General features: G+C 48.1%; 17 protein-coding genes. 13 read left to right on the top strand and 4 right to left on the bottom strand.

Annotated features, from left to right (window positions below; translation table 11 throughout):
- Nucleotides 1-129: 129 nt before the first annotated feature.
- Genes BZG77_RS05865 through BZG77_RS05855 form a run of 3 tightly spaced genes read right to left on the bottom strand, consistent with a single transcriptional unit; the run spans nt 130 to nt 5,793 of the window.
- The gene (locus BZG77_RS05865; RefSeq protein ID WP_077646548.1) at nt 130-2,766 is read right to left on the bottom strand and encodes a PqiB family protein; all 2,637 of its coding nucleotides are present in this window, start codon (nt 2,764-2,766) and stop codon (nt 130-132) included.
- The gene (locus tag BZG77_RS05860; protein ID WP_158011419.1) at nt 2,729-3,988 is read right to left on the bottom strand and encodes a paraquat-inducible protein A; all 1,260 of its coding nucleotides are present in this window, start codon (nt 3,986-3,988) and stop codon (nt 2,729-2,731) included. The genes BZG77_RS05865 and BZG77_RS05860 overlap by 38 nt, the downstream gene beginning before the upstream one ends.
- 2 nt (nt 3,989-3,990) lie before the next feature.
- Nucleotides 3,991-5,793 (bottom strand): ABC transporter ATP-binding protein, encoded by a 1,803-nt coding sequence (locus BZG77_RS05855; RefSeq protein WP_077646547.1) that lies wholly within the window; start codon nt 5,791-5,793, stop codon nt 3,991-3,993.
- Between the two features lie 76 nt (nt 5,794-5,869).
- Here BZG77_RS05855 and BZG77_RS05850 point away from each other — a divergent pair, with 76 nt between their 5' ends.
- The 4 genes from BZG77_RS05850 to BZG77_RS05835 all read left to right on the top strand — a co-directional run bounded on the left by BZG77_RS05850 (nt 5,870) and on the right by BZG77_RS05835 (nt 9,944).
- The gene (locus BZG77_RS05850) at nt 5,870-6,328 is read left to right on the top strand and encodes a GAF domain-containing protein (RefSeq protein ID WP_077646546.1); all 459 of its coding nucleotides are present in this window, start codon (nt 5,870-5,872) and stop codon (nt 6,326-6,328) included.
- 114 nt (nt 6,329-6,442) lie between these two features.
- The gene (gene proQ / locus BZG77_RS05845) at nt 6,443-7,099 is read left to right on the top strand and encodes an RNA chaperone ProQ (RefSeq protein ID WP_021023230.1); all 657 of its coding nucleotides are present in this window, start codon (nt 6,443-6,445) and stop codon (nt 7,097-7,099) included.
- Between the two features lie 17 nt (nt 7,100-7,116).
- Nucleotides 7,117-9,159, top strand: a complete 2,043-nt coding sequence (gene prc, locus BZG77_RS05840) for a carboxy terminal-processing peptidase (RefSeq protein WP_077646545.1) — start codon at nt 7,117-7,119, stop codon at nt 9,157-9,159.
- Between the two features lie 128 nt (nt 9,160-9,287).
- Nucleotides 9,288-9,944 (top strand): hypothetical protein, encoded by a 657-nt coding sequence (locus BZG77_RS05835; protein ID WP_077646544.1) that lies wholly within the window; start codon nt 9,288-9,290, stop codon nt 9,942-9,944.
- A gap of 70 nt (nt 9,945-10,014) precedes the next feature.
- Here the strand turns inward: BZG77_RS05835 and pncB are convergent, their stop codons facing one another.
- Entirely contained in the window at nt 10,015-11,187 is a 1,173-nt protein-coding gene (pncB, locus tag BZG77_RS05830) for a nicotinate phosphoribosyltransferase (protein WP_077646543.1), read from the bottom strand.
- A 363-nt stretch (nt 11,188-11,550) separates the two neighbouring features.
- On the opposite strand from pncB, the gene pepN reads away from it, so the two are divergent.
- From pepN to rmf, 9 genes are all read left to right on the top strand, one after another.
- Nucleotides 11,551-14,160 carry an aminopeptidase N gene (gene pepN, locus BZG77_RS05825; protein WP_077646542.1) on the top strand — a complete coding sequence of 870 codons (2,610 nt, stop codon included), beginning with the start codon at nt 11,551-11,553 and terminating at the stop codon, nt 14,158-14,160.
- A gap of 107 nt (nt 14,161-14,267) precedes the next feature.
- Nucleotides 14,268-14,486, top strand: a complete 219-nt coding sequence (locus BZG77_RS05820) for a DUF2835 domain-containing protein (RefSeq protein ID WP_021023225.1) — start codon at nt 14,268-14,270, stop codon at nt 14,484-14,486.
- Between the two features lie 205 nt (nt 14,487-14,691).
- Entirely contained in the window at nt 14,692-19,512 is a 4,821-nt protein-coding gene (locus BZG77_RS05815; protein WP_077646541.1) for an NAD-glutamate dehydrogenase, read from the top strand.
- 66 nt (nt 19,513-19,578) lie between these two features.
- The gene (gene pyrD, locus BZG77_RS05810) at nt 19,579-20,592 is read left to right on the top strand and encodes a quinone-dependent dihydroorotate dehydrogenase (RefSeq protein WP_077646540.1); all 1,014 of its coding nucleotides are present in this window, start codon (nt 19,579-19,581) and stop codon (nt 20,590-20,592) included.
- Nucleotides 20,593-20,731: 139 nt separating this feature from the next.
- Nucleotides 20,732-21,286, top strand: coding sequence for a cell division protein ZapC (locus BZG77_RS05805; protein ID WP_077646539.1), 555 nt, complete (start codon nt 20,732-20,734; stop codon nt 21,284-21,286).
- Nucleotides 21,287-21,935: 649 nt separating this feature from the next.
- Nucleotides 21,936-24,068, top strand: a complete 2,133-nt coding sequence (rlmKL, locus tag BZG77_RS05800; protein WP_077646538.1) for a bifunctional 23S rRNA (guanine(2069)-N(7))-methyltransferase RlmK/23S rRNA (guanine(2445)-N(2))-methyltransferase RlmL — start codon at nt 21,936-21,938, stop codon at nt 24,066-24,068.
- A complete protein-coding gene (locus tag BZG77_RS05795; protein WP_021023220.1) occupies nt 24,065-24,319 on the top strand; it encodes a glutaredoxin family protein in 255 nt (84 codons plus the stop codon). Before rlmKL ends, BZG77_RS05795 begins: the two co-directional genes overlap by 4 nt.
- Nucleotides 24,306-26,228, top strand: coding sequence for an ATP-binding cassette ATPase Uup (gene uup, locus BZG77_RS05790; protein ID WP_077646537.1), 1,923 nt, complete (start codon nt 24,306-24,308; stop codon nt 26,226-26,228). Before BZG77_RS05795 ends, uup begins: the two co-directional genes overlap by 14 nt.
- Nucleotides 26,229-26,408: 180 nt before the next feature.
- A complete protein-coding gene (gene rmf, locus BZG77_RS05785; RefSeq protein ID WP_077646536.1) occupies nt 26,409-26,579 on the top strand; it encodes a ribosome modulation factor in 171 nt (56 codons plus the stop codon).
- Nucleotides 26,580-26,668 lie beyond the last annotated feature (89 nt).

Genomic DNA, 26,668 nt, shown 5'->3' with positions numbered 1-26,668 from the left:
GATGCCAATTTAACTTTGTTTCCTATAGTGTAGTCTGTCATTAGTGGTTTTCCAGCGCGTGAAGAAAATAATTCGGGCGTGGAAATGAAGATAAAAGGGTATCGCGACAGACGCGCGATACCCTGGGGATCATGGCTTGGGAATCCTTGTCCGCCACGCTTTCCATGCGGTTTTCCCTTCATCATGGAGTAAAAAATGCTGTTGATCCTGAGCGATAGGCTGAAGCGGCTTGTCCTCAGGGGTTGAGAAAGCAATCCCGCCTTTTAGCAAACTATCAATGGTACCGCTTTTTAAATCGGCACCGGTTAATCCTATCGAGACATCCACGCCTGATTGATTCCAAAATACAGAGTTCTCGCGTACTAAATAGGCATAGTCGGGAGCAATGTGTAACTCGAATAAAACGCGATCAGCGAGTTCACCCAGTGTTACTTTAGCGACAGTGCCTACTTCTATTTCTCGATACAACACAGGCGTACCTCGGGTCACTGAATGGCGCGCATCGCTTTCTAATATCAAAGTGAGTCCTTGCGGATACTTTGGCGTCTCATGTAGGACAAACTGCTGGGAAAACTCACCTTGGCCGGGCTCGACGGAGATATAAGTTCCAAATAAAGAGTCTAAGTTTTCGGTCTTGGTCAGACTTAGTACGGGTTGCGTCAACCAAAAGTAACTCCCTTGACGCGCCAATGCGCGTTTATATTTCGGGTAGACCCTTGCCTGTATACGCACCTTCTCCTGGCTGAAATCCGGCGACATGTCGATCACTTCACCCACATCGACGCCTTGATAGCGAATCGCACTGCCTACTTTTACCCCATTGGCTCGGTCGACTGTCAGCATAATATCAACACCATATTGGGCTGCGTCTTTTTTGGAAGGGTAGAGCTTCCACTCTCCGTTGCGTTGATTACTGATCCCCGGCATGTCGCCAAACGCGATGCCGCCATTGAGTAGCGAACGGACCGAGCCTGTATTAATTTCAACGCCACGTAAATTGGCTTTGATATCCAGTCCGGATTGGTTCCAAAACACCGTATTGCGATGAATTAAGTGCTTGTAGCGGTTATTGACAGCGATGGCGATGGTGACGCTCTGACCGTTTAATTGGTAACCCTCCACTTGACCGACAATAAAGTTACGATACATCACGGGGCTACCTTCGCTGATACTGGGTAAGCGGTCAGCGACAAGCGTAAAGCGCGTTTGGCCTTGTGCGCTTTGGTTGGCATGTTTTGCTTGAATGGATGACGTGTAAAGCGGATAGGTATCGTTGGCGCCTTTCGCCCCCTCGCTGGTGAAGCTAAGCGCCGGATCGGCAATTTGTTCCATTGCAGGCACAACCACGTCGAGCCCTTTACCCGTTAGCTCACCAGTAATGCCGCCAAGGATGAAAAATTGCGATGCTTGTTTGACGAGGTGACGATATTGCGGGTCGATCACCACATCTATCGTGACATTGTCACTTTCATTGAAGCCGATATGGTCAATAAAGCCGACCTCTATGCCGCGGTGTAACACTTTTGTATGTTGAGAGAGACCATAGGCATCGTCTGCGGTCAGGGTGACGGTTAAGGCATTGTCTTGTTGTTTACGTTGTTGATGGCGGTTGGCAGCGGTGAATAGATGGTCCGATGTAACGGAATCTGCGTCCGCAGAACCTGGCTCAATCGATAAATAATTGCCAAGTACGAGGTTACCGATGTTTTTTAAGCCATCAAAGCCAATTTGTGGTTGCTCGATTTTTATACGCGTGTCTTTGTTCAGTAGCCAGGTCATACTGGGATCGAGTTTGGCGGTGGCGATAGGACCAGGGTAATTGTCTGTGATCTCAATACGCGTAATTTCACCCACTTCTAATCCTTGGTAGGTGATCCGTGTGCCTCGGCCCGGCAGACCGTGATCAGCGGGCAAAGCGATGTTTAATGTTTGCCCCCGCGCGGCATGCGCGAGACTCGAATACAATTGAAATGGCTGATTCGCATCCGAACGAGGGCTGTGATTGGGAGAGTCGAACGCAATGCCTCCCGCAATTAAACTTGCCACGCTATCTAATTCGAGTTCAACGCCAGAGGCATCGATCCGTGTTTTAAGCCCACTGACCGACCAGAAACGTGTCTGCTCTTTTAGTAAGTGTGAGAATTGGGGGTCAATCAACGCCGAGAGCGTCACGCCTTGCGCGTCACTGTCGAGCCGATAGCTATAAACCTCGCCGACTTGAATTTTACGGTAATAAAGGGGAGAGCCGACATTAAGAGAGCCCAGGGTTGGTGCTCGCAGTTTCACCGTCGTCCCCGCCTTTTCGGCCATATCTGTCGGTGGCTCGTCGCGTGCGGTAAATGTCAGGCGAGGCTCACCTTTTCCTGGCTGCAAAGCAATGTAGTTACCGGATACTAAGGTTTCTAAGCCACTGATCCCAGTGATGGAGGCGCGAGGCTTGACCAGCCAAAATTCGGTCCCGGAAGTTAAAAGCTGTGTGGCTTCTGGATAGATATTGGCATCGACATAAATACCATCAAGATCGTCAGCCAAGGTAATATTGCGCACCTTGCCGACCTCCAGCCCTTGATAGCGGATAATGGTGCGCCCAGCCTCTAATCCTTGTGCATCACTAAAAAGAATCTGGATCCGTTGCCCGGCTTCATTGATTGACTGAAACACCAACCATGCGGCTAAACCTAGCGCCAGTATAGGGAGTATCCATAGTGGAGACAGGCCATAGGTGGTTTTAATTATCGGTGAGGGTAGGTCTTGTTTGTCGCTCATGATGATCCCATATCAAACGCGTATCAAGAAATTCGGTGGCGAGCATGGTTAATACCACGACAATGCCAAACGCGATGGCGCCCGGCCCAGGGGTAAAGTCCATAATGCGGCCACGATCAATTAATGCCACCATAAATGCAATGACGAATAAGTCCATCATTGACCATTTTCCGATCCACTTAACCCCACGATATAGCCACATATGCTGACGAGGTGTAATGGCAGTGCGGCGCCGAAAACTGATTAGTATTAATCCTAGCCCCAAGATCTTGGCCACTGGAACGATGATGCTGGCGGTGAAAATGATCACGGCAATACCAGGCATGCCATTATTGATTAAGCTCGCCACCCCAGAGAAGATGGTGTCTTCAAGCCGAATACCGTTAGAAAATAAAATTGAGATCGGATACACGTTGGCTGGAAACAAAAAAATACTGGCCGTGATCAAACATGCCCATGTCTTTTGCTCACTGCGAATGACACGCCGATAAAGAGGCTGGTGGCAGCGCTGGCACGCGCCTTGGTCTGCGGTCTGTGTTAAGCCACAGTGACCACAACGAATGAGTGTGGACGCATTGTCCGAAGGTGTCTCAGCTAAAGAAAATGTATCCCAATATCTTTGTGTATTCACTCTTACCAGCAGCACAGAGAGCAAGATCTGGATAACCGCGTAACAGGCGAGGCCGATGGAGAAATGCAGGGAGGCATAGTCTTGAATTTTAAAACACGCGATGGCCAAACTGACCATCAAAACATCCGCCATGACCCAATGACGACTATAGTTAACTACCTTGACCGCAAGACGAAAGCACCGAATCGCTTGACGTCGTCGTGCAAGGTGTAAAGTGAGTAAAGCGCTGGTAAAGATAAGTGGCCCTAGAGAGGCACAAATCACCACGAGCGCAGCCACAAAAGGAAAGTCGGACCAAAGGCGCACAGCACCAGTCAATACGGAGGCGTTGATCGTTGAGCCTAATAAATTTATCGATAGCAAAGGTTGGAGATGAGCTGGCAAGAAAAGGATAAGTATCGTCAAGGTTAACGCGATTTCACTATTAAATGATAAGCGTCGACCCTGTGCAAGTTTGGTCGCGCAGCGTGGGCAAATGGCAAGATGATCAGAACCTGTTTGACAGCCTTGTAGCACCCGATCACAACCCGGGCACCTTATCTGACTTGGATAAGATACCGACAGGGTGTTGTCTGGTGGTTGCGTTCTCACGATTATTTCCCTGCTACCTGTTGGAGTTGTCCATATAATGTTTGATAAACACCGGGTGCATTCACCAGTTCGGTGTGTGTCCCTTGTTGACTGACCTGACCTTCATCGAGCACATAAATCAGATCGGCTTCTTTAACCGCTGACAGCCGATGCGCAACAATCAGTGTCGTACGACCGGCTAAAAAGGTTTGCATTGCTTGATGCAGTGCGCGTTCAGTGGCGGTATCGAGTGCCGAAGTGGCTTCATCTAAAATCACCAGTTTAGGGTCGCCGAGCAGCATACGCGCAATTGCAACACGCTGGCGCTGACCGCCTGATAAGCGCACCCCTTGGCGTCCCAGTGGGGTCTCTAAGCCTTGAGTCAGCTGATTCACGACATCGCCCAGCTGTGCGCGCTCCAACGCTTGCCAGAGCGTCGCATCATCAAACTCACGCCCCAGACTTAAATTATTTCTTAAGGTATCATTAAACAGTATAGGCTGTTGCAATACCACGGCAATTTGATGACGAAGCGCATCCATATTGATGTCATGAATGGAATGGCCATTAAAGCGAATATCTCCCTTTTCTACAGGATAGAGCCCTAACAACAGCTGAATGAGGGTTGATTTGCCGCCCCCACTTGCGCCGACGAGGGCCACGCGTTGTCCAGCCGGGATCTGCATGGTGAGACCATTGAGAACCGCTTTGTCATCATCATACGCAAAGTGAAGGTTATCTATCTTAACATCGATTGCTTGCGGGTTATCCCTCCCTGAAATGAGCTCGCCTGGATCGATCCCTTTTGGACGCCGAGTTTCTTCGGGTAATTGCAAGACCTCGTTAATCCGAGTCATCGCTGCTTTGGCGCTATACCACGCAAACTGTATCCCGAGTAGCTCTTGAACTGGCCCGAGCATAAACCATAGATAGCCAAACACGGCAAACATCAAGCCGATAGAAAGATCACTAAAAAAGACCATGCCCATCGCGACTGCGCGAAAGAGTTCAAAGCCGACTAAAAACATTAAGAACGAAAGACGACCCGCCGCCTCAGATTGCCACGCGTATTTATCGGCGCTCACTTTAATGTCATTGGCACTGTCATCAAGTTGCTTTAAATAGGTCCGCTCTCGGTTAGCGGCGCGAAGTTGATATAATCCGTCTAAGGTATCGACCAGTCGCTGTTGGAACTGTTCAAAGGCTCGGTTTTCGCGCGTTTTAAGGTGTTTTACGCGTTGGCCGAGGGCACGACTCAGCGCCACCACAATGGGATTAATCAATAAGATAAACAAGCCTAATCGCCAGTCAATCCAAAGCAAAACCACCGCTGTCCCGGTGACAGTGAGGATCCCAATAATAAATTTACTCAGCGTGGTCCCGATAAACTTATCGATGGTTTCCACATCGGTGACAAGGTGAGAAGTCAGTCCGCCACTGCCACGAAGCTCGTACTCTCGCATGCTGATACGGCCGAGTTTTGCAATCAGGTGCTGACGGATTTTATAGGTGATGGCTTTACCCACCAGCGTAAATTGGCGACCTTGTAAGATGTTCAACCCTTGGCTGATGGTGCGCATCAATACCACGATCACTAAGACGGCAGCGATATAGTACGCAGCCTGTTGCCAGCTTTGTGGCAGTATTGTATTAAGTACCGACAGCCCCCAATCGGGTTTGTCGAGTAGCACCTCGTCGACCAATAATGGCATCAATAACGGAATCGGCACACTGATTAGCGTGGCAGCAATGGCGACCACGTTTGCCCAGATTAACCGCGTTTGATGAGGTCGTGCTTGGTCAAGAAGCCAGCGCCAAGTGATCATAAATCAAGATACTCAATTGAAATGTCTTCAGATCCTTTCTATTGTAATGGTCTTGTTGATTGAGATGCAGTGATTTATGGAAAACAAAGCGGATTTTTATCGTTTGTTAACGCAACAAGCGGTGGCTTTATGTGAGGGTGAGCCTAACCTTATCGCTAAGCTTGCTAATGTGAGCGCCTTGATAAATAGCCAACTTGACGATATCAACTGGGTGGGATTTTATCTGGATGACGGTGACGAGTTAGTGCTTGGACCATTTCAAGGCCAACCCGCGTGTGTTCGTATTCCTTTTGATAAAGGTGTATGCGGTGCGGCTTATCGACAAGATATTGTCATACGAGTTGAAGATGTCCATGCTTTTGAAGGACATATCGCCTGTGATGCCGCCAGTAACGCTGAAATTGTTCTGCCAGTGCACGTCAACGGACAACGGCATGCGGTACTCGATATTGATAGTCCAAGTATCGGTCGATTTGACCAAGAAGATGAGCATGGGCTGGCTACCTTGGTCAAAGAAATGCAAARACACTTATGATTTCGCCAATCTTGGTAGTTTTTTAATATCAGGTATCTATAATACGCACCACTTTCATACTTAAATACACGTAGATACGCTGCTGCAGTTTGCTGCAGCAGGCCAGGAAAAAACATGGAAAATACTGAAAAGCTCGCGAACAGCAAAGAAGTCATTGCCTATATTGCTGAACGTTTCCCTAAATGTTTTACTGTTGAAGGCGAAGCCAAGCCATTAAAAATTGGTATTTTTCAAGATCTTGCGACTCGTCTAGACGGCGATCCCAAGGTAAGCAAAACCCAATTGCGCGCTGCGCTTCGTCAGTACACGTCTTCCTGGCGTTATCTGCACAGCGTGAAACCCGGTGCGTCACGCGTCGATTTAGATGGCAATGCGTGCGGCGAGTTAGAGCAAGAGCATATTGATCATGCGGCTCAGGCTCTAGCAGAAAGCAAAGCACGGGCCGCTGAGCGTCGTAAGCAACAACAGGCGAAAAAAGCGGAGTCTCAGGCGAAAAACGGTGAAAAAGCGCCAGCCAAAGGCAAAAAAGCGGCAGCGCAATCGGCAAAAGGCCGTACAAGTAAACCAAAGCCCGCTAAAATGACTAAGAAAGAGAGTGAGCCACGTCGCGAACTCAGCGCCAACGACGTTGTCGTAGGTAAAGACGTAAATGTGAATATGGGCAATGGTAATTTACCTGCGACCATTGTTGAAATTAATAAGGATGAGGTTCGGGTTCGCCTAACTAACGGATTAACCATGTTAGTAAAAGCGGAGCACCTCAGCGCCTAAAGGAGACTCCTCGACGCATGTTTTGTCGACGCCGCGTTTCGGCGATTGCTGCCAGCCTCATGCTGGCAGCATCTGCCCAGGCCATAGAGGCCGATTTTCAACTCAGTGAGTTACCTTCACTCTCTGCAGAACCTCAACACGAAACCGCTTCTAAGCGGGTAACCTCTCGTTTTACCCGATCGCACTACAAGCAGTTTACGCTCGATGACGCGTTCTCAGCGGCTATTTTTAAACGCTACCTTGAAACGCTCGACTACAACCGTGTCTTTTTGACTCAGGATGATGTCGACACGCTATCGCGTTGGGAAGATCGTTTAGATGACCAATTAAAGGTGGGTGAAACAAAAGCCGCGTATGCGATTTATAACCGAGTTCTCAAAAAGCGTTTTGAACGCTATCAGTACGCTTTAAAAGTACTCGATAAACCGTTTGATTTTTCCGCAGATGAGAGCATGGTGCTGGATCGGACGGAGCGGCCTTGGGCGGTTGACGAAGCCGAACTGGATGCCATCTGGGATAAACGGGTTAAAAACGATGCCTTGAACCTACGTTTAACGGGGAAAGAGGATGAAGAAATCCGAGAGACTTTGGGCAAGCGTTATAACAGCGCATTGAAGCGTTTAACCCAAAGTCACAGCGAAGATGTGTTTCAAGTCTACATGAACGCCTTCGCCCGTGAGGTTGATCCGCATACGAGCTACTTATCTCCCCGTAATGCCGAACAATTTCAATCGGAAATGAACCTGTCTCTTGAAGGGATTGGTGCCGTTTTACAGGTCAAAAACGAATATACCGTCATTCGTTCTCTGGTTGCTGGTGGCCCTGCGTCCAAGTCGAAACAGTTGTCACCAGGTGACCGCATTATTGGTGTTGGCCAGGAAGACGAATCGGTTGTCGACGTTATTGGCTGGCGTCTGGATGACGTAGTGGAACTGATCAAAGGCCCGAAAGGGAGCGAGGTTCAACTCAAAATCCTTCCTGAAGGCGCTAATGCTAAAAGTTACAACGTCACGTTAACCCGCGATAAAATTCGTCTTGAAGATCGTGCGGTGAAGTCGGAAGTGATCGCGCGCGGCGAAGATAAAATTGGTGTACTCACGGTACCGGGGTTTTATGTCGGCTTAGCCGATGACACCAAAAAAGAATTGGCAAACTTACAAGAGAAAGATGTCAGTGGCATCGTTGTCGATTTACGTAATAACGGTGGCGGGGCGCTGAGTGAAGCAACGGCGCTCAGTGGTTTGTTCATCGACAAAGGCCCGATTGTGCAAGTAAGAGACAGCTACGGTCGAGTGAAAGTCAACGCCGACAGTGATGGCAAAAGCTATTACGATGGTCCAATGACCGTGCTGATAAATCGCTATAGTGCCTCTGCGTCGGAAATTTTTGCCGCTGCTATGCAGGATTACGATCGAGCGGTAGTGATTGGCGAACAATCGTTTGGTAAAGGTACAGTGCAACAGCATCGTTCGCTCAACCATATTTACGATTTGTTCGATAACCCACTGGGTTATGTGCAATATACAATCCAAAAGTTTTATCGCATCAGTGGCGGCAGTACCCAAAATAAAGGTGTCGTACCTGACATTGCGTTTCCATCGCCTGTCTCGCCTGATGAAACCGGTGAAAGTATGGAAGACAATGCATTGCCTTGGGATCGTATTGAAAAAGCGGATTATCAGGCACAGTCTTTGCCTGAATCAGTGATTGATACCCTCGCGCAACGTCATCAAGCAAGGATTGCTGACGATCGAGAGTTCGGTTTTATTCGTCAAGATATCGCGCGCTATCAAAAAGAAAAGGACGACAATACCTTGTCTTTAAATGAGAAAGTACGACGTCAAGAGATGGATGACGAAGATGCAGACCGCTTAGCGCGTTTAAATGCACGTCAAGAAGCCATGGGGGAGCCTCGCTTCAAGTCACTCGATGATGTACCTAAAGAGTATGAAGAGCCCGATGCCTACCTAGACGAAGCCGCCAGTATTACGGGAGATCTGGTTAATCTCACGACATCGCGTAACGAGTCATCTCTTAACGAGTCATCTATTAACGAATAGTGAGCCCGAAAAAGACACGACTGTGATCACGATAAGCCTGGGTCATCCGACCTGGGCTTTTTTTTCACTCAAAATGAGAACTAGGTCTAATCTTAGTAATAAGGCATCACCATCAGTAGGGGGAAGGTATGCGTTATTTCTACGGGATCACACTTGCCATGTTTATGGCATGGCCAGTGCATAGTGAGGATTTAGGGCGTTTTGATGTCCCTTTGCTGCTGGGGCAATGGTACTGGTTTAGTGAAGCAACTGAAACATCATCCCCCCATCCTTATAAAGCGATAAATATCTCCTTTAACTCCCATTATGAATTTCGTATCGATATGTTACGGCGTAGCGGTGAGTTGGAGACTGCATCGGGTCAGTACGCCGTGACGCAAAAAACACTGAGGCTGTATGATGATAAAGGCACGGATCAGGTACATGCTTATCAATTGAATCATCACCAGTTGCAATTACAGGGGGCTATCTTTACGAAGTTGCTTCCAGACAACCTGAGTGGTTTGTGGCGTTCAAACAGTATTGAAGGTGATGATGTTAGCGAAGACGTAGACGGTGTGTCGCTAAAGTTGCGCCCAGACTTTTTGTTTGCGATGCAAGTAAGAGGCGATAGTGGCCGTTCAGTGACCCATCGAGGCGTCTATTTGGTCGAGGGGGATCACTTAATGTTGATTTACAAAGAAGGGCGTCACTCGTCGCAATACCAACTGGCCGCTGATACTTTGCGATTAACCAATGATGTATTTGGTATGGAAGCGGTATTACAACGGCAACGCCAAGAATAGCAGTGTCAAGAATCGTTCAGCCCGTAAAAGTCGGTTATCGTCACGGCATTTTACGGGCCAAAGCCGTGATTCACGGCGACAAATTAAATGCGGCCTTTAGTGCCGATAAATGCGCCTCATCCTTACAAATCGCCTTGTTCGGTTCATCCGATATTTTGGCAACCGGTTTACCTTGGCAGCTGGTTAGCTTGATCACCACATTTAGTGTTTTCACATTGGGTAGATCACAAGTCAGTTGTGTGCCAATCCCAAACGACGTACTCGCCTTACCCGCAAAGTGTTGATAAATGTGAATGGCTTTAGCCAGTGTCAAGCTATCTGAAAAAACGAGTGTTTTATCTTTAGGATCGATATGGTGGTGGCGATAGTGCGCAATGGCTTTTTCGCCCCAGATGATGGGATCGCCGCTGTCGTGACGTAAGCCACTGAATGCCTGAGATAGAGACGCATCAAGATCGCGCAAAAAGGCATCCATATTGATACAGTCGGTAAGGGCGACCCCAAGACTATTCGGATACTCGCGTAGCCATACATTAAGCGCGAGCTGTTGAGAATCTGCTAGATCGCCCGCCAGTTGTTGGTGGGCTTGAAACCACTCATGCGCTTGTGTGCCAACCGGAGGAAGCCCTAGCTGCTTTGCTAACCAGCAATTCGAGGTCCCCTTTAGCGGTGGATAAACGGCGTGTAAACGCGTGACGATAGCCTGATGGACATCGCGCGAAAAACGACGGCGTGTACCAAAATCAACTAGATGAAAGTCTTCCGAGTAGCCATCGGCCGGTAAGTGTGCCAGTTTGTCGTCAAGGCGTGCTAAGGCATCCGCGACTTCCAATTCTGGATAGCAAGCGCGATTGCGTAGCTCACAGATAATCGCAAGCAGTGGCACTTCCCACAGAATAACGTCACACCATGGCCCATTGATATGCACAGCAAGTTGTCCCTCTTCAGTGGACACCGTCACCTGTTGAGGGTTGAGCTGGAAGTGCGAAAGGTAGGCGAGAAAATCGGCCTGATACAAATCTAACGAGGCGAGATAATCAATCTCGTCCGCTTGGAAACGGAGTGTCCCCATGTGGTGAATATGGTCGATAAGCTGCTCGCGCAGATAGGCAAGGTTTTCATCACTGCGGCAATAAAAGTCCGCACTGACATGAACGTCAGGGTAATGATGAAAGACAGCCTGCTGCATATTCAGTTTATAAGCATCAGTATCCAAAAGCGATGTGATGATCGGATTGTGCATGCGTGAGGAACGCCTTACGGGTTACAAAACGAAATTGGCTTCATAGTACCGTAATTTTCAAAAAATTTAACCGTCGTCACATTATATTTCCGCATGGATTGGCAGGCTTCGTTGACATTTTGTTGCGCTTTTAACCACTACCGTTTGTTTTTAGTACAGCGACGTGTCTTTGTCTGTTTCCCATTGAGCGGGCGTTAATCCTTTGTCGCCATCGCGTTAAATGTAAAAGCAAACATTTGATAACAAACTGTTAAACCTATAGTCATCTTTGCTCAGCCGCGGTATGGTGTGGCATGCACATCGTCCTAAAGGCGAATGAATACAATTCGTTGGCTGAGGTACACCCGATAAAAAGGAAATAACATGTCTCAACAACCTACTGCCAAATACCGTGATGACTACCGCGCACCGGACTTTACTATCACGGATATCAATCTTGAGTTCGATCTTGATCCGAATAAGACCTTGGTGACAGCAGTCAGTCAGATAAAACGTCTTAATGAACGCGCGACGGATCTCGTACTCGATGGTGATGATCTGACTCTGGTGCGCCTGGATATTAATGGTGACACCTGGACGGCATACAGCGAAGAAGCGGGTAAATTAATTATTCGCGATGTCCCCGCCGCCTTTACTTTGACCATTCAAACCCAGCTAGATCCGGAGAATAACTCTGCGTTAGAAGGGTTATACATTTCTGGCGGTGCGTATTGTACCCAGTGTGAAGCAGAAGGCTTCCGTCGTATCACCTATTACCTAGACCGCCCTGATGTACTGGCGCGATTTACCACCAAAGTGATTGCGAATAAAGCGGCGTATCCTTATTTGCTCAGTAACGGTAATAAAATGGCGGCGGGTGATCTTGATGACGGCCGTCACTGGGTTGAATGGCATGATCCTCATGCCAAACCAAGCTATCTATTCGCCTTGGTGGGCGGTGATTTTGATGTCTTGCGAGACACGTTTGAAACGCGCTCAGGGCGCAATGTCGTGTTAGAAATATTCGTCGATAAAGGCAATTTAGATCGTGCCGACCACGCCATGGTGTCACTGAAAAACGCCATGAAGTGGGACGAAGAGCGATTTGACTTAGAATACGATCTCGATATCTACATGATTGTTGCCGTCGACTTTTTCAATATGGGCGCGATGGAGAACAAAGGCCTAAATATCTTTAACTCCAAGTATGTGCTTGCCAATGCAGAGACGGCAACCGATACCGATTACCTGGGTATTGAAGCGGTGATTGGCCACGAATACTTCCACAATTGGACAGGCAACCGTGTTACCTGTCGGGATTGGTTTCAACTTAGCCTCAAAGAAGGGTTAACGGTTTTCCGTGATCAAGAGTTCTCTTCTGACTTGGGGTCGCGCTCCGTCAACCGCATCAGCAATGCACGCATCGTGCGTGGCCCGCAATTTGCTGAAGATGCAAGCCCTATGTCTCATCCAATCCGCCCTGAAAAGGTGATTGAGATGAATAACTTCTACACCCTAACTGTGTACGAAAAGGGTAGTGAAGTCATTCGTATGATGCATACCATTCTCGGTGAATCTGCTTTCCAAAAAGGGATGAAGCTGTATTTTAAACGCCATGATGGTACCGCATCGACCTGTGATGATTTCGTCCAAGCGATGGAAGAGGCATCAGGTATTGATCTTACCCAGTTCCGTCTGTGGTATAGCCAGTCAGGTACACCGGTGCTGACCGTTTCATCCACCTATGATGCGGCTACCAAGCAACTGGCGCTGCATGTGGCACAGCACACGCCGGCGACGGCTGATCAGCAAGAAAAGCAGCCGCTGTATATTCCGCTTGATATCGAAATGTACCGTCAAGATGGCAGTGTGATTGAGTTACAGCGTCACGGAGAGTCGGTTTCTAACGTATTGGCGGTCACACAAGCAGAGCAAACCTATCTGTTTGATCATGTCGATGAGCAACCGGTCCTATCGCTACTACGCGAATTCTCAGCACCGGTTAAACTTGAATATGATTATCAGGACGATGAGTTGGCGTTCTTATTGCAGCACGCTCGGAATGACTTTGCGCGCTGGGATGCGGGCCAAAGCTTACTGGCTAAGCATATCAAAGCGAATGTAGCGCGTGTGCAAGATGACCAACCGATCGATGTGCCCTTATCCGTGGTTGATGCCTTCCGTGGTGTGTTGCTGAGTGACAATACCGATCCTGCCTTGATTGCTGAAGTGCTCAATTTACCTTCAGAGACAGAGGTAGCAGGTTGGTTTGAAACGGTCGACGTGGATGCTATTCACCAAGTGATGGCAGCGTTTAAACAGCAGTTTGCTGATCATATGGTCGATGAGCTTGCCGCTGTGTATCGTCAGTATGCACAAACGGATTATCAAATCACACACAAAGCGATGGGTGAGCGTGCCTTGCGTAATGCCTGTTTGAGTTACTTGGCCCATACAGAAAATGGCAATGGCTATGTTGAGCAGCATTATCAAGAAGCGCACAATATGACAGATACCATGGCAGCCCTGAGCGCAGCAAACAGTGCACAATTGCCTTGCCGAGAGCCGCTGATGAAAGGCTTCAGTGATCAGTGGCAGCATGATGGGTTGGTAATGGATAAATGGTTTATGCTGCAAGGCGCCAATCCAGCCGATAATGCGTTAGAGCAAGTAAAAGCGCAAATGTCGCACCCAGCATTTACGTTGAAAAACCCTAACCGTATACGGAGTTTAATTGGTGCATTTTGTAATCGTAACCCGGCACGTTTTCATGCTAAAGATGGTGCAGGGTATCGATTCTTAAAAGAGATCTTGGTGACGTTAAACCAGTCTAACCCGCAAGTGGCGTCGCGCTTGATTGATCCGCTATTGAAACTGGCGTACTACGACTCAGCGCGTCAACAGCAAATGCGTAATGTACTGCAAGAGCTCGCCGATATGGATAACTTGGCGAACGATTTGTATGAAAAAGTGGAAAAAACACTTGAGCAGTAACCAATAAGTTGGGATAAAATCAAGACGTACGACAAGTGAACCTCAAAAGCCGCCTGGTTGGGCGGCTTTTTAACGAATAAACTTATGAGCGGATTAAAAAGTGAACCATGGAGTACTTTTTTAGCGTCTATATTGCCTATTCTGAGTATCAGCATTACTACAGTGGTGCAGCAGCGAATGTGGTTGTGACCACGGACCAAGGGCTGCGCTTACAAATCCCGGCGTCTCGCTTTCGACCTTTTCTTTCACAGCTTGGCATTAGGGGGCGTTTTAAACTGACGACGGACGCGCACCACCGCTTTCAATCGTTAATGCGCGTTGCTTAATAGGCGTTGGTTAAAGCCTCATCCAATCTCTAATTAAATAGCCACACCAGTCACATTCTCGCGAAAATCGCGTAAATCCAGCCGTTTATCTATAACGTTTTTGCTATCCAAGCCTTACACTAGACAGTGCGTTTGTTAACGCAATGTTTACCTCTGATGACGACTCACAATGATAATGTTCTAAAAAGGACAACGGAGTGCCAGAATGACCTCGCGTGACCCTATAGTACCAGTGTTACTTGAGAAGGTTTATCAACTCATCGCTGATAAACTCGATGATCCTCAACAACCACTTGTCGATGCGTTAGCCAAAAGGATATTGGGTCAAGTATCTGATGACGATTTGCAGGAACGCAATGAGTCAGATCTTTATGGTGCAGTAATGAGCTTATGGCACCATCTCAACACGTTTGAACAAGATAAAGTCTTTGTTAAAGTTTTTAACCCAAGCCTGAGCGGAAATGGATGGCAATCAACCCATACGATTGTTGAAATCCTCGCCCCAGATGCCCCCTTCCTTGTCGATTCTGTGCGTATGGCCCTTAATCGCTTAGGTATCACAACGCACTTGATGCTGAATAGCCCGATCAAAGCGCGCAAGAATGAGCAGGGAGATGTGGTCGGCATTGGCAGTGAGGACGGCCAATTCCAAAGCACGTTCCATATTGAAATCGACAAGATGTCAGATGACTCAGAGATGGCAGCACTTGAATCTGAGCTCTCTGAAACCTTGACCGATGTCGTAATGGTGGTGAACGACTGGAAGCCAATGCGCGCGCAAATGCTTGAGCTATTAGCATCATTAAAAGAGACCCAATTACCGATTGATGATGAGCGCCGCCAAGAAGCCGTCGAGTTCCTAAGTTGGATCACGGACAATAACTTTACCTTTATGGGCTACAAGTGCTTTGACCTGGTTCCGGTTGAAGGCGATTACGAGCTTCGCGCAAGCAGTGATTGTGACGCACTAGGTTTAGCTAAAAAGCACAAATCCCCCCAGGCTCTGCGTTTATCCGAAATGCCTGAGTCAGCCCGAGCAGAAGCGCTGAAAAAAGAGCTGTTAGTGCTTACCAAAAGTAATGCGAAATCTCGGGTTCACCGTCCGGCTTATGTCGATTATATCGGGATCAAAAAGTTTGATAGCAACGGTAATGTGATCGGCGAGCACCGGTTTACTGGGCTCTATGCATCGTCTGCTTATAACCAGTCGACCGCTAGCATTCCGGTGCTGCGTAATAAAGTACGCCGTATCCTTGATAACAGCGGTTTTTATCGCGAATCACACGCCTGGAAAGCGCTGGCTAATATCCTAGAAAACTACCCGCGTGATGAACTGTTCCAAGCGACAGAAGACGAAATGCGCAATGTGGGAATGGGCGTGGTACAAATGCAAGACCGCGACATGCTCCGTGTATTTGTGCGTCGTGATCCGTTTGGTCGTTTTTTCTCGTGCATGGTGTATATCACCCGAGAGCGCTATAACACCGAGTTCCGTCGTCAAACCCAGCGTATTTTTCAGCAATACTTTGGATCAGATCAGACGGTTGAATTTACCACTTTTTTCTCGGAAAGCCCGCTGGCGCGGACGCATTATATTGTCCGAGTGGAAAATAATAACTTCGATATTGATGTGAAAAAAATCGAACAAAACCTCACAGAGGCAGCGTCATCGTGGGATGATCGTTTACAAGAAGCCGTGATTGCTAATTTTGGTGAAAATCGTGGTACACCGATCGCGAAACGGTATTTGCGTGCGTTTCCGCGTTCTTACAAAGAAGCGATGTTACCAGGGTCAGCAGTGGCGGATATTGAGCGCCTAGAAGGGCTCAGTGATGACAATAAACTCGATATGTTGCTCTACAGGCCGCAAGAAGTTAGCCATCAATCTAATGCCATTAGCCTAAAGCTTTTCCAAAAGGGGGAGCCGATCCATTTATCGGATGTGATGCCGATGCTAGAAAATCTAGGGCTGCGTGTGATCGGCGAATCGCCTTATGAGGTTGCAACCAGCCAGGGGGATGTGTATTGGATTCTCGACTTCTCTATGTTGCACAGTGCGGGAGCAGCGTTTGATCTTGGTAATGCGCGCGATCGTTTCCAACATGCATTTGCCGACATTTGGCATGGCCGCTTGGATAATGACGGTTTTAACCGCTTGGTATTAAACGCGGGGTTATCCGGACGAGAAGTCACGATTCTACGCGCCTATGCTCGGTATATGCGCCAGATTGGCTTTCCTTTCAGTCAGGCGTATATCGAGGATACATTAGCTTCGCACCCGCATCTTGCTGGATTATTGGTCAGGTTGTTTAGTCGACGCTTTGACCCTGCAGGTAAGCAAAACAAGCGAGAACGAGATGCGATTATTCACGAGATTGAAGAGGCACTCGACAATGTTGAAAGTTTGGATGATGACCGTATTATTCGTCGATACATGGAAATCATGCTCGCGACCATGCGCACAAACTTTTTCCAGAAAGATCCGGACAATGGCCAAGACAAACCCTATCTATCGCTAAAACTGCAAGCATCGGATATTCCGGATATGCCTAAGCCGGTTCCCGCGTTTGAGATCTTTGTTTACTCCCCTGATGTAGAAGGGGTGCACTTACGCGGTGGTAAAGTCGCGCGTGGTGGGCTTCGTTGGTCCGATCGCCAAGAAGACTTCCGTACCGAGGTATTAGGCTTGGTGAAAGCGCAGCAGGTCAAAAACACCGTGATTGTGCCAGTCGGGGCGAAAGGGGGCTTTGTCTGCAAGCGTCAACACCAGTTAACTGAGCGGGATGCGATCATTGCTGAGGGTAAGCGATGCTATCGAATCTTTATCCAAGGGTTACTTGATATTACCGATAACATTGTCGAAGGCACCTTGACGCCGCCTGACCATGTGGTCCGTCATGACGACGATGACGCCTATTTAGTCGTCGCGGCAGATAAGGGAACGGCAACTTTCTCTGATTTAGCGAACAGTGTCTCAGCGCAATATAACTTTTGGCTGGGAGATGCTTTTGCGTCCGGTGGCTCGAATGGGTATGACCACAAAAAAATGGGGATTACGGCCGCAGGTGCTTGGGAATCGGTAAAACGCCACTTCCGTGAAATTGATATTAACTGTCAAACCACGGACTTTACCTGTGTCGGCATTGGCGATATGGGCGGCGATGTGTTTGGTAATGGCATGCTGCTTTCCAAGCATATTCGCTTAGTCGCAGCGTTTAACCACATGCATATCTTTATTGATCCCGATCCAGATGCCGCGAAAAGCTGGGAAGAGCGCCAACGTCTCTTCAATTTGCCGCGGTCAACTTGGGAAGACTACGATACTCAGTTAATAGCCAAAGGTGGGGGGGTGTTTTCTCGCCGTGCGAAATCAATCACCTTAACGCCGGAGATACAAAAGCTGCTCGGCACCCGTAAGCAGACGATGGCGCCTAACGATCTGATTAAACAGATCCTAAAAGCCAAGGTTGATCTGCTTTGGAATGGCGGTATCGGCACCTATGTTAAGTCATCGAGCGAAACCCATACCTCGGTAGGTGACCGTGCTAATGATGGTTTGCGTGTCAACGGCAATGAAGTGGGTGCCCGTATCATTGGTGAGGGCGGTAACCTTGGCATGACCCAATTAGGGCGAATTGAGTATGCGCTTAACGGCGGTCGAGTGAATACCGACTTTATTGATAATGTCGGTGGTGTCGATTGCTCGGATAACGAGGTCAACATCAAGATCCTGCTTAATGGGCTGGTGGCGGCCGGTGATCTGACCATGAAAAAGCGCAATGAGTTGCTGGAGCGAATGGAAGACGAAGTGTCTGACATCGTGCTCGAGGATGCTTATAGTCAAAGTGAATCAATCTCTGTCACCCATAACCAGCAGGCCGCTTTGTTAAAAGAGCAGATCCGGTTTATTCACTATTTAGAGAAAGAGGGTAAGCTCGATCGGGCGCTTGAATATCTGCCAGACGATGAAACCTTGTCTGAACGTAACTTGCGTGGCACCGGTTTAACGCGCCCAGAAATTGCTGTATTGGTTGCCTACGGCAAAATGGTTCTCAAAGAGCAGCTGGTTGTTGATGATGTCACGCAAGATGCTCACTTCGGACAGCTACTCCCTCGTTACTTCCCTAAAGAGTTACAACGTCACTATAGAGGCGAGATGGAATCGCATCCACTGCGTGGTGAGATCATTGCCACCGCACTGGCGAATCAAATGTCGAATGACATGGGTTTTAACTTTGTGACCCGCATGCAAGATGAGACCGGCGCCAGTGTGAGTGATATTGCTAAGTCTTATGCCATTGCCAGAGAGGTGTTTGGTTTTGAGCAGCTATTTGATGATGTGCGCGAGCTCGATAATCATGTGAGCGCCAAAGTGCAGTATGACATCATATTCCGCTGTCGCCGGATGTTACGCCGTGCAACCCGTTGGATGTTACGTAACAAACGCAAAGGAGAGAGTATTGAGGCTCAAGTTGGCTTTTATCGTCCTGCATTGCAAAACTTGGTGGATCACCTCGATCAGTATTTGGTTGAGGGTGAGATCACCGAGCACGATCAACAAGCGGAAGCATTGATAAAAGCGGGTGTACCTGGTGCGCTTGCGAACAAGGTTTGTCGCCTGACGAGCGTGTTCTCGGGATTAGATCTTGCCCAAGTGTCAGAACAACTCGACAAGCCATTCGAGCTAGTGGCACGCTTATACTATGTTCTAGGTGATCGACTATCGCTGCACTGGTTCTTGAAGCAAATCAATAACCAGCCGGTTGATAACCACTGGCAAGCTTTGGCCAGGGCATCGTTCCGTGAAGATCTTGATTGGCAGCAACGCATGTTGACTGCAGGTATTGTTTCTGAAATGGATCAACAACAGGATGCGGAAACCGGGCTGACGCAGTGGATGGAGGAGCACGCCGTTATTTTGGGACGGTGGCAAACTATCGTCGATGAGTTCAAAGTTGGCTCTGTGCATGAGTTTGCCAAGTTCTCGGTGGCGTTGCGTGAACTATCCCTTCTAAATTTAAATTGAATTAGCGCGTCAATAACGCAATAATCTAGCCCCGTTTATAACGGGGCTTTTTTATTAGGAGGGATAATGCTATACCGCCTCGCCAGACCGGCTATCTTTCAGTTAGATCCAGAAAAAGCACACGACTTAACCATCAAAACGCTTTCCCGTTTCCATCACACACCGCTTCGCTTTTTATACTCTCAGCATCTTCCTCCTCGCCCAGTGACTGTCATGGGACTGCATTTTACCAATCCAGTAGGCTTAGCCGCAGGGTTAGATAAAAATGGCGAGTGTATAGAAGCGTTTGGCGCCATGGGGTTTGGCTTTGTGGAAGTGGGGACGGTTACCCCGCGCGCCCAACCAGGTAATGATAAACCGCGCCTCTTTCGCCTTAAAGCGTCAGAAGGAATTATTAACCGAATGGGCTTCAACAATCATGGTGTTGAGGCCCTGATTGAAAACGTGAAACAGGCGAAAAATTTTACTGGTGTACTTGGTATTAATATAGGCAAAAATAAAGATACGCCCATTGAACAGGGCACCGATGACTACATTGCCTGCATGCAAAAAGTGTATCCGTATGCTGATTATATTGCGGTTAACATTTCCTCACCGAACACTCCCGGATTACGAACTTTGCAATATGGCAACATATTTGACGAGTTGCTCAGTGCGTTAAAAAAGGAACAAGGTCAATTAGCCGAAACACACGGCAAATATGTCCCCCTTGCAGTGAAGATTGCACCTGATTTAAGTTGTGATGAGATCCAACACGTCGCTGATAGTTTGGTTCGCCATAACATTGATGGCGTGATTGCGACCAATACGACGTTAGAGCGTTCACTGGTGGATGGGATGCCGCACTACCGCGAAGCTGGTGGATTAAGTGGCCGGCCGGTACAGTTGAAAAGTACGGAAGTGATTCGTCAACTTCATCGCGCACTCAATGGAGCAATGCCGATCATTGGCGTTGGGGGGATTGWCTCAGTGACAGCGGCACGTGAAAAGTTGGAGGCTGGAGCTGATTTAGTGCAACTCTATTCAGGACTTATTTATCAAGGTCCAGGCTTAGTGAAGCAAATCGTTCGTCATATTTAATTTAAAAAATAAAGTCTTAAGGCTAAAAGGGGGAGGGTTTCTTCCCCTTTTTTTTTGCCCTCAACCTATTACACTTCAGTCAATGGCAGTCTTGGTATTGCCAACCCCCCAGTTTTTGAGTCTTTGCGGGAGCTGAAGTATGTTAAAACCTAACAATGTATGGAGATGGTATTTCGATGATGCATCGACATCACTGATGCTCGATTTGGGTGATGACATGGTTTTTCGTGTGGCGATCAATGCCAAGCATCTCATCCCTGATGCGTTCTCGACATCCCCATTTTCAGTTGAGGACGCATCGCTTTTCCAGTATCTGACAGATCCTCTGTCGTTACTGTCACTGTCCGGCCCGCGCCGGGCAGAGCTCGCTTTGAACGCAGTGGCAGCCAATCGCTTCCACAAACCTGTGCTACCCAAAAGTTGGTTTTTTGAGACGCAACAAGAAACGATCGCCGCACCCGAGTGGGGGCAGATTGTCGAACTCACGAGCCAAACCGGGGACAAGGCGCCATTTATTATTATAGAAAATGCCGGTTCAGCCTCGCTATGCATGCTCGCTCGCGAAGCCGATTTTGAACTGAGCGCAAATAAAACCATGGCGTTTTGTGATGCGATTAAAGTAATGAACGACCGGCTATCGCAATCTAAACACCAAACTAATAGCCAAAAAGGTCGCTTTGCGTTAGTGGGCTGAGTGGCTTTCACTCAGCTCACGTTTTCTTTTATCCAACCTTTCCCCTAGATTTGACGTCACTATTCCCACTTCTTTTTGCGCGATTAATGTTTCTGATGCCAAACAGGTGCGTCTAAACCCTGTGATCTCTCTTCACGTTCGAGCAAAAAACGTGCACTAATAATGTCTAAAATTGGGTATTTTCGTCGCGTTTTTGTCCGCTTTAACGGCAAATCTTTACCGCCTTTTCCTGTTTTACAGCATTAATTCTTTCCTTAACTGCTGTCTGGTATATACCAGATTTTGGGGGGGCTAACCTGATTCCTAGCGGGAAATAATCGAATCTTGCACACCTATAAACCCGCCATAACGCGCCTCTCAAGGCAAAGTGAATGCTTACACGTTATATTCTCTAACACTTCATGTTAGACATGGCGCGTCTTGACCAGGTTGTGTTTCCATCAGGAAACGCAATAAGTTAGGGTTTGCTGAGATAGGATTCCTGAGGGAAACAATAGTTATCGAGTGATTGATTCTTTATAGAAACAGTGGGGTGGCGATTAATTCACCATTCAACGGAGATTGTTTCGCCTTGGGTCAACGGGGCGGGTCAGATTGATGTATAATCGGCGCCATTATGACAACCACGCCCAGAGGGTGTAGAGACTCAATGAAACACTATCTCGCTATAACCGCTCGAGGTCTCGAGCATTTGTTGGCTCAGGAGCTTGAACAGCTTGGTGCATCCAGCCTTAAGCAAGTCCATGCCGGTGTAAAATTTAAAGCCGACGATTCCACGCTTTATCAATGTTGTTTGTGGAGTCGGGTTGCATCCCGTTTTGTGCTGGTGCTGGGTGAGTTCGCGGTTCGCGATGATATGGATTTATACCTTGGCGCTACGGCGATTAATTGGCCGGATCATTTCCATTCCAGCCAGCGGATAGCGGTTGACTTTAACGGTACTAACCAAGAGATTCGCAATAGCCAATATGGTGCCCTAAAAGTCAAAGATGCGATTGTCGATAAATTTGAAAAAGCCAATCTGCCACGGCCAAGTATTGATCGTGAGCAACCAGACTTACGCATTCACATGCGCTTGTCGAAAGATAAAGGTGTGCTCGGTATTGATATGGTTGGCAGTGGTTTGCACCAACGAGGATATCGTACTCAGGCAGGGGCGGCTCCTTTACGCGAAACCCATGCAGCAGCGTTAGTGTTACGCAGTGGGTGGCAAAGCGGGCAACCTATGATGGATATCATGTGTGGTTCCGGAACGCTTCTGATTGAAGGGGCGATGATTGCCGCGAATGTCGCTCCTGGGCTTAAGCGCAAACGTTGGGGCTTTGAATCACTGCTTGGTTTTGATGACGAGGCTTTTAAAACGATTAAAGCAGAGGCGAGCGTTAAAGCTAAACGCGGGGTGAGCCAATGCCAAACGCGTTTTTATGGGACAGACAATGATGCACGTATGATTGAGACGGCCCGGGCAAACGCCCGACGCGCGGGTGTCGCAGAATTGATCGAATTTAATGTCGCAGATGCCACTGAAGTGGTCCCGCCAGAAGACTTCACCGGAGGGCATATTATCTCAAATCCCCCTTATGGTGAGCGTTTAGGCACGACGCCTGGACTGATTGCGTTGTACACGCAGCTGGGTGACCATCTTAAGCACGCGTTTGCAGGTAACACTGTCTCTTTATATTCCGGCTCGGACGAGCTGCTTAGTTGTCTGCGGATGCGTGCCGATGACAAGTTTGCACTGCGCAATGGCGCCCTTGATTGCGTAATGAAAACGTATGCCATTACCGCGCGTGGCGTGAAAGAGGCAGGAGATGCGGCCCCGACGGTTGACGTTGCCCCTGACTTTGCCAATCGGCTCCGTAAAAACATGACAAAATTGGATAAATGGGCGAAAAAAGAGGCCATCGAGTGTTATCGACTCTATGATGCTGACTTACCTGATTACAAAGCCGCGATTGATCGCTATCGCGACTTTTTAGTGATCCAAGAATATGCGGCACCTAAAACGATCGCCCCAGAAAAGGCACGTCGGCGATTGCTGGATATGGTGCGTGCTGCCATTGCTGTCACAGGTGTTGATGCGAATAAAGTGGTGCTCAAAACGCGTGAGAAGCAAAAAGGGAATAATCAATACCAAAAGCTGTCAGGTGCCGCACATACTATGACCGTACAGGAATACGGTGTAACACTTGAAGTTAATCTTTATGACTACCTCGATACCGGCTTGTTTCTCGATCATCGCTACACGCGTCGACTGATTGGCGAGAAAGCGGCTGGAAAAGATGTACTTAACCTGTTTGCTTATACGGGAAGTGCATCGGTACATGCAGCGGTCGGTGGTGCACGGTCAACGACCACCGTGGATATGTCAAAAACGTATCTCGCGTGGGCAGAGCGCAATATGAAGCTTAACGGAATGGTCGGGCGTCAGCATCAGTTTGAACAGGCCGACTGCTTGCAGTGGATAGAGCAATCGGACCAACAATTTGATCTTATTTTTGTCGATCCACCGACTTTCTCTAACTCGAAGCGGATGCAGACAACCTTTGACGTGCAACGCGATCACATCGATTTACTATTGGCTCTCAAAGCACGGTTGCGTCAAGGGGGCGAAATTATTTTCTCTAACAACAAACGCCACTTTAAGATGGATCTTGCGCGATTGGCCGATGCCGGACTTAATGCAGAAAATATGAGTAAGCGTTCGATACCAGAGGACTTTGCACGCAATCCCCATATTCACAATTGTTGGATTATTCAGCATCAGGACGTGGTTGCATGACACTCGTGTTATTCAGTACCGAAGGCTGTCATCTGTGTGAGCAAGCCTGGTCACTTTATCAATCACTCGGTTATCAAACGCCACTTGCAACCCAAGATATTGCCTTTGATGATACGCTCTTTGAGCGTTACGGCGTCACTATTCCGGTGATTGCAATTCGCAATCAAGCAGGAGAGGTGAGCGCAGAGTTAGGCTGGCCGTTTGATCACATACAACTACAAGCTTGGTTATCGCAAAATGGCATTAATTAAAATTACCGCTGCGCAGTTAGCGTATGGCGACAATCCATTGTTAGACAAAACAGACTTCATTCTTCAGCCCGGAGAGCGTGTTTGTTTGGTTGGACGTAATGGCGCAGGCAAGTCTACGTTGATGAAGGTCATCGACGGACAAGTGCAACTTGATGATGGCACTATTCAAAGTCAATCCGAGCTTAAAGTCTCACAACTTGAGCAAGATCCACCTCGAGATAGCCCAGGTTCCGTGTTTGACTATGTCGCGGAAGGGCTTGCCGATGCAGGCGATAAGCTTAAGCAATACCATCAACTGATCGCAACGATCGAAACCGATCCTAGCGATCGAAACATCGCCGAGCTGGCAAAGGTACAAGAAGCGCTAGATCATGCCGATGCGTGGCGCTTTGATAACCAAATTATGGTGGTTCTTGGTGCCCTTGGGCTGGATGGTAATACCGCGCTCAACGCGTTGTCAGGTGGCTGGCAGCGTAAGGCAGCATTAGCCCGGGCACTGGTTTGCGAGCCCGATGTATTGCTCCTCGACGAGCCGACTAACCATCTTGATGTATCGACCATTCTGTGGTTAGAGCAATTTTTGAAAGACTTTCGGGGCGCGATCGTATTTATCTCACACGATCGTTCGTTCATCGGCGCCATGGCAACACGTATTGTCGACTTAGATCGCGGTAAGCTGACATCCTGGCCGGGGAATTATCAAGCCTACCTTGATGGTAAAGAAGAGGCACTACGGGTTGAAGCTGAGCAAAACGCTGAGTTTGATAAAAAACTGGCCCAAGAAGAATCATGGATTCGTCAAGGTATTAAAGCACGTCGTACTCGTAATGAGGGAAGGGTGCGAGAACTGAAAGCGTTACGTCAAGAGCGCGCTAACCGCGTAGAGTTACAAGGTAACGCCAACTTGCAACTGGATGATGCAACGCGTTCAGGAAAAATTGTTTTTGAAGCTGAAAACGTGACATTCACTTATCAAGATGAACCGTTAATTAAACCGCTGAGCTTTACGGTGATGCGTGGTGATCGCATCGCGCTTATCGGCCCCAACGGATGCGGAAAAAGCACACTGCTAAAACTGATGCTAGAGACGCTGACGCCCGACAGTGGCTCTTTACATGTTGGCACCAAGCTGGATGTGGCCTACTTTGACCAATACCGCGAAAAACTCGACCCGGAAAAGACCGTGATTGATAACTTGGCGGGAGGAAAAACAGAAGTGGAAGTCGGTGGGCGTAAGCGCCACGTGATGGGGTATCTGCAAGATTTCTTGTTCCATCCACGACGTGCACAAACCCCGGTAAAGGCCCTATCGGGAGGAGAGAAAAATCGCTTACTGTTAGCCAAACTGTTCCTCAAGCCTGCGAATCTCTTAGTGCTTGATGAGCCAACAAACGATTTGGATATTGAGACGTTAGAGCTGCTAGAAGACTTACTCTCTCAGTTCCAAGGAACCTTGTTGTTAGTCAGTCACGATCGACAGTTTGTTGATAATACGGTGACCCACAGTTGGATATTTGAAGGGGACGGCACGATCAATAAGTTTGTGGGTGGCTATCACGATGCGCAGCAACAACGTGAGCAATACCTCAAAGCGATTACCCCAAATGATAAAGGTACTCCATCAAACCGTCACGCTGATACGGAACAAAAGACGGCAAAACCGAAAAGTAAACCGCGGAAGCTTTCGTACAAATTACAGCGTGAATTGGAAGGTTTACCTGCGCAGCTTGAAGCATTAGAAAACGAAATTGAAGTCTTGCAATCAGAGATGAATGATCCTGAGTTTTTCTCGAAAAGTCAGGAGATTACTCAGCCTAAATTGACCCGATTGGCAGAGGCGGAACACGAGCTTGAGCAAGCGTTTGAACGTTGGGAAGCCTTGGAGGCAATGCAACAAGAAAGTGAGTGACAGCGTCACTTTTGAGTGGATATGACTCACAGTTTGTCTTTTACAGCAGCGATAGTGCTTGATTAAAAAATGTTCATGATCGAAGCTGTAGTTGATGCTTCATAAAAACGTCATGGACGGGAGCATTCTTGCGAATAGCAAGCGCAGCATTGAACAAAATGGAATAAAGAGGGCGACCCTATGAAAAGACAGAAGCGAGATCGTTTGGAACGCGCACAGTCAAAAGGCTTTCAAGCGGGAGTAAACGGTCGATCGTCTGAAATATGTCCTTACCAACAAACTGATGCAAGAAGTAGCTGGCTTGGCGGATGGCGCGAAGGCAGAACAAGTAAATCAGAGATGATGAAGTAGTCCATTTCCGTAATATGTTTGGCCTTATCATTAGATAGGGCCTTTTTAATACTCATATAACGCACTATAACTTTGAAAGTGTAAACTTA

The organism is Salinivibrio sp. IB643 (assembly GCF_001996105.1).
GTDB lineage: Bacteria > Pseudomonadota > Gammaproteobacteria > Enterobacterales > Vibrionaceae > Salinivibrio > Salinivibrio costicola.
This window is presented reverse-complemented; position numbering and strand designations above follow the sequence as displayed.

Bases quoted from the DNA above. Each gene is read 5' to 3' on its own strand.
- BZG77_RS05865 (WP_077646548.1), bottom strand. From the start codon at position 2,766: ATGAGCGACAAACAAGACCTACCCTCACCGATAATTAAAACCACCTAT.
- BZG77_RS05855 (WP_077646547.1), bottom strand. From the start codon at position 5,793: ATGATCACTTGGCGCTGGCTTCTTGACCAAGCACGACCTCATCAAACG.
- proQ (WP_021023230.1), top strand. From the start codon at position 6,443: ATGGAAAATACTGAAAAGCTCGCGAACAGCAAAGAAGTCATTGCCTAT.
- prc (WP_077646545.1), top strand. From the start codon at position 7,117: ATGTTTTGTCGACGCCGCGTTTCGGCGATTGCTGCCAGCCTCATGCTG.
- BZG77_RS05835 (WP_077646544.1), top strand. From the start codon at position 9,288: ATGCGTTATTTCTACGGGATCACACTTGCCATGTTTATGGCATGGCCA.
- pncB (WP_077646543.1), bottom strand. From the start codon at position 11,187: ATGCACAATCCGATCATCACATCGCTTTTGGATACTGATGCTTATAAA.
- pepN (WP_077646542.1), top strand. From the start codon at position 11,551: ATGTCTCAACAACCTACTGCCAAATACCGTGATGACTACCGCGCACCG.
- BZG77_RS05820 (WP_021023225.1), top strand. From the start codon at position 14,268: ATGGAGTACTTTTTTAGCGTCTATATTGCCTATTCTGAGTATCAGCAT.
- BZG77_RS05815 (WP_077646541.1), top strand. From the start codon at position 14,692: ATGACCTCGCGTGACCCTATAGTACCAGTGTTACTTGAGAAGGTTTAT.
- BZG77_RS05805 (WP_077646539.1), top strand. From the start codon at position 20,732: ATGTTAAAACCTAACAATGTATGGAGATGGTATTTCGATGATGCATCG.
- rlmKL (WP_077646538.1), top strand. From the start codon at position 21,936: ATGAAACACTATCTCGCTATAACCGCTCGAGGTCTCGAGCATTTGTTG.
- BZG77_RS05795 (WP_021023220.1), top strand. From the start codon at position 24,065: ATGACACTCGTGTTATTCAGTACCGAAGGCTGTCATCTGTGTGAGCAA.
- uup (WP_077646537.1), top strand. From the start codon at position 24,306: ATGGCATTAATTAAAATTACCGCTGCGCAGTTAGCGTATGGCGACAAT.
- rmf (WP_077646536.1), top strand. From the start codon at position 26,409: ATGAAAAGACAGAAGCGAGATCGTTTGGAACGCGCACAGTCAAAAGGC.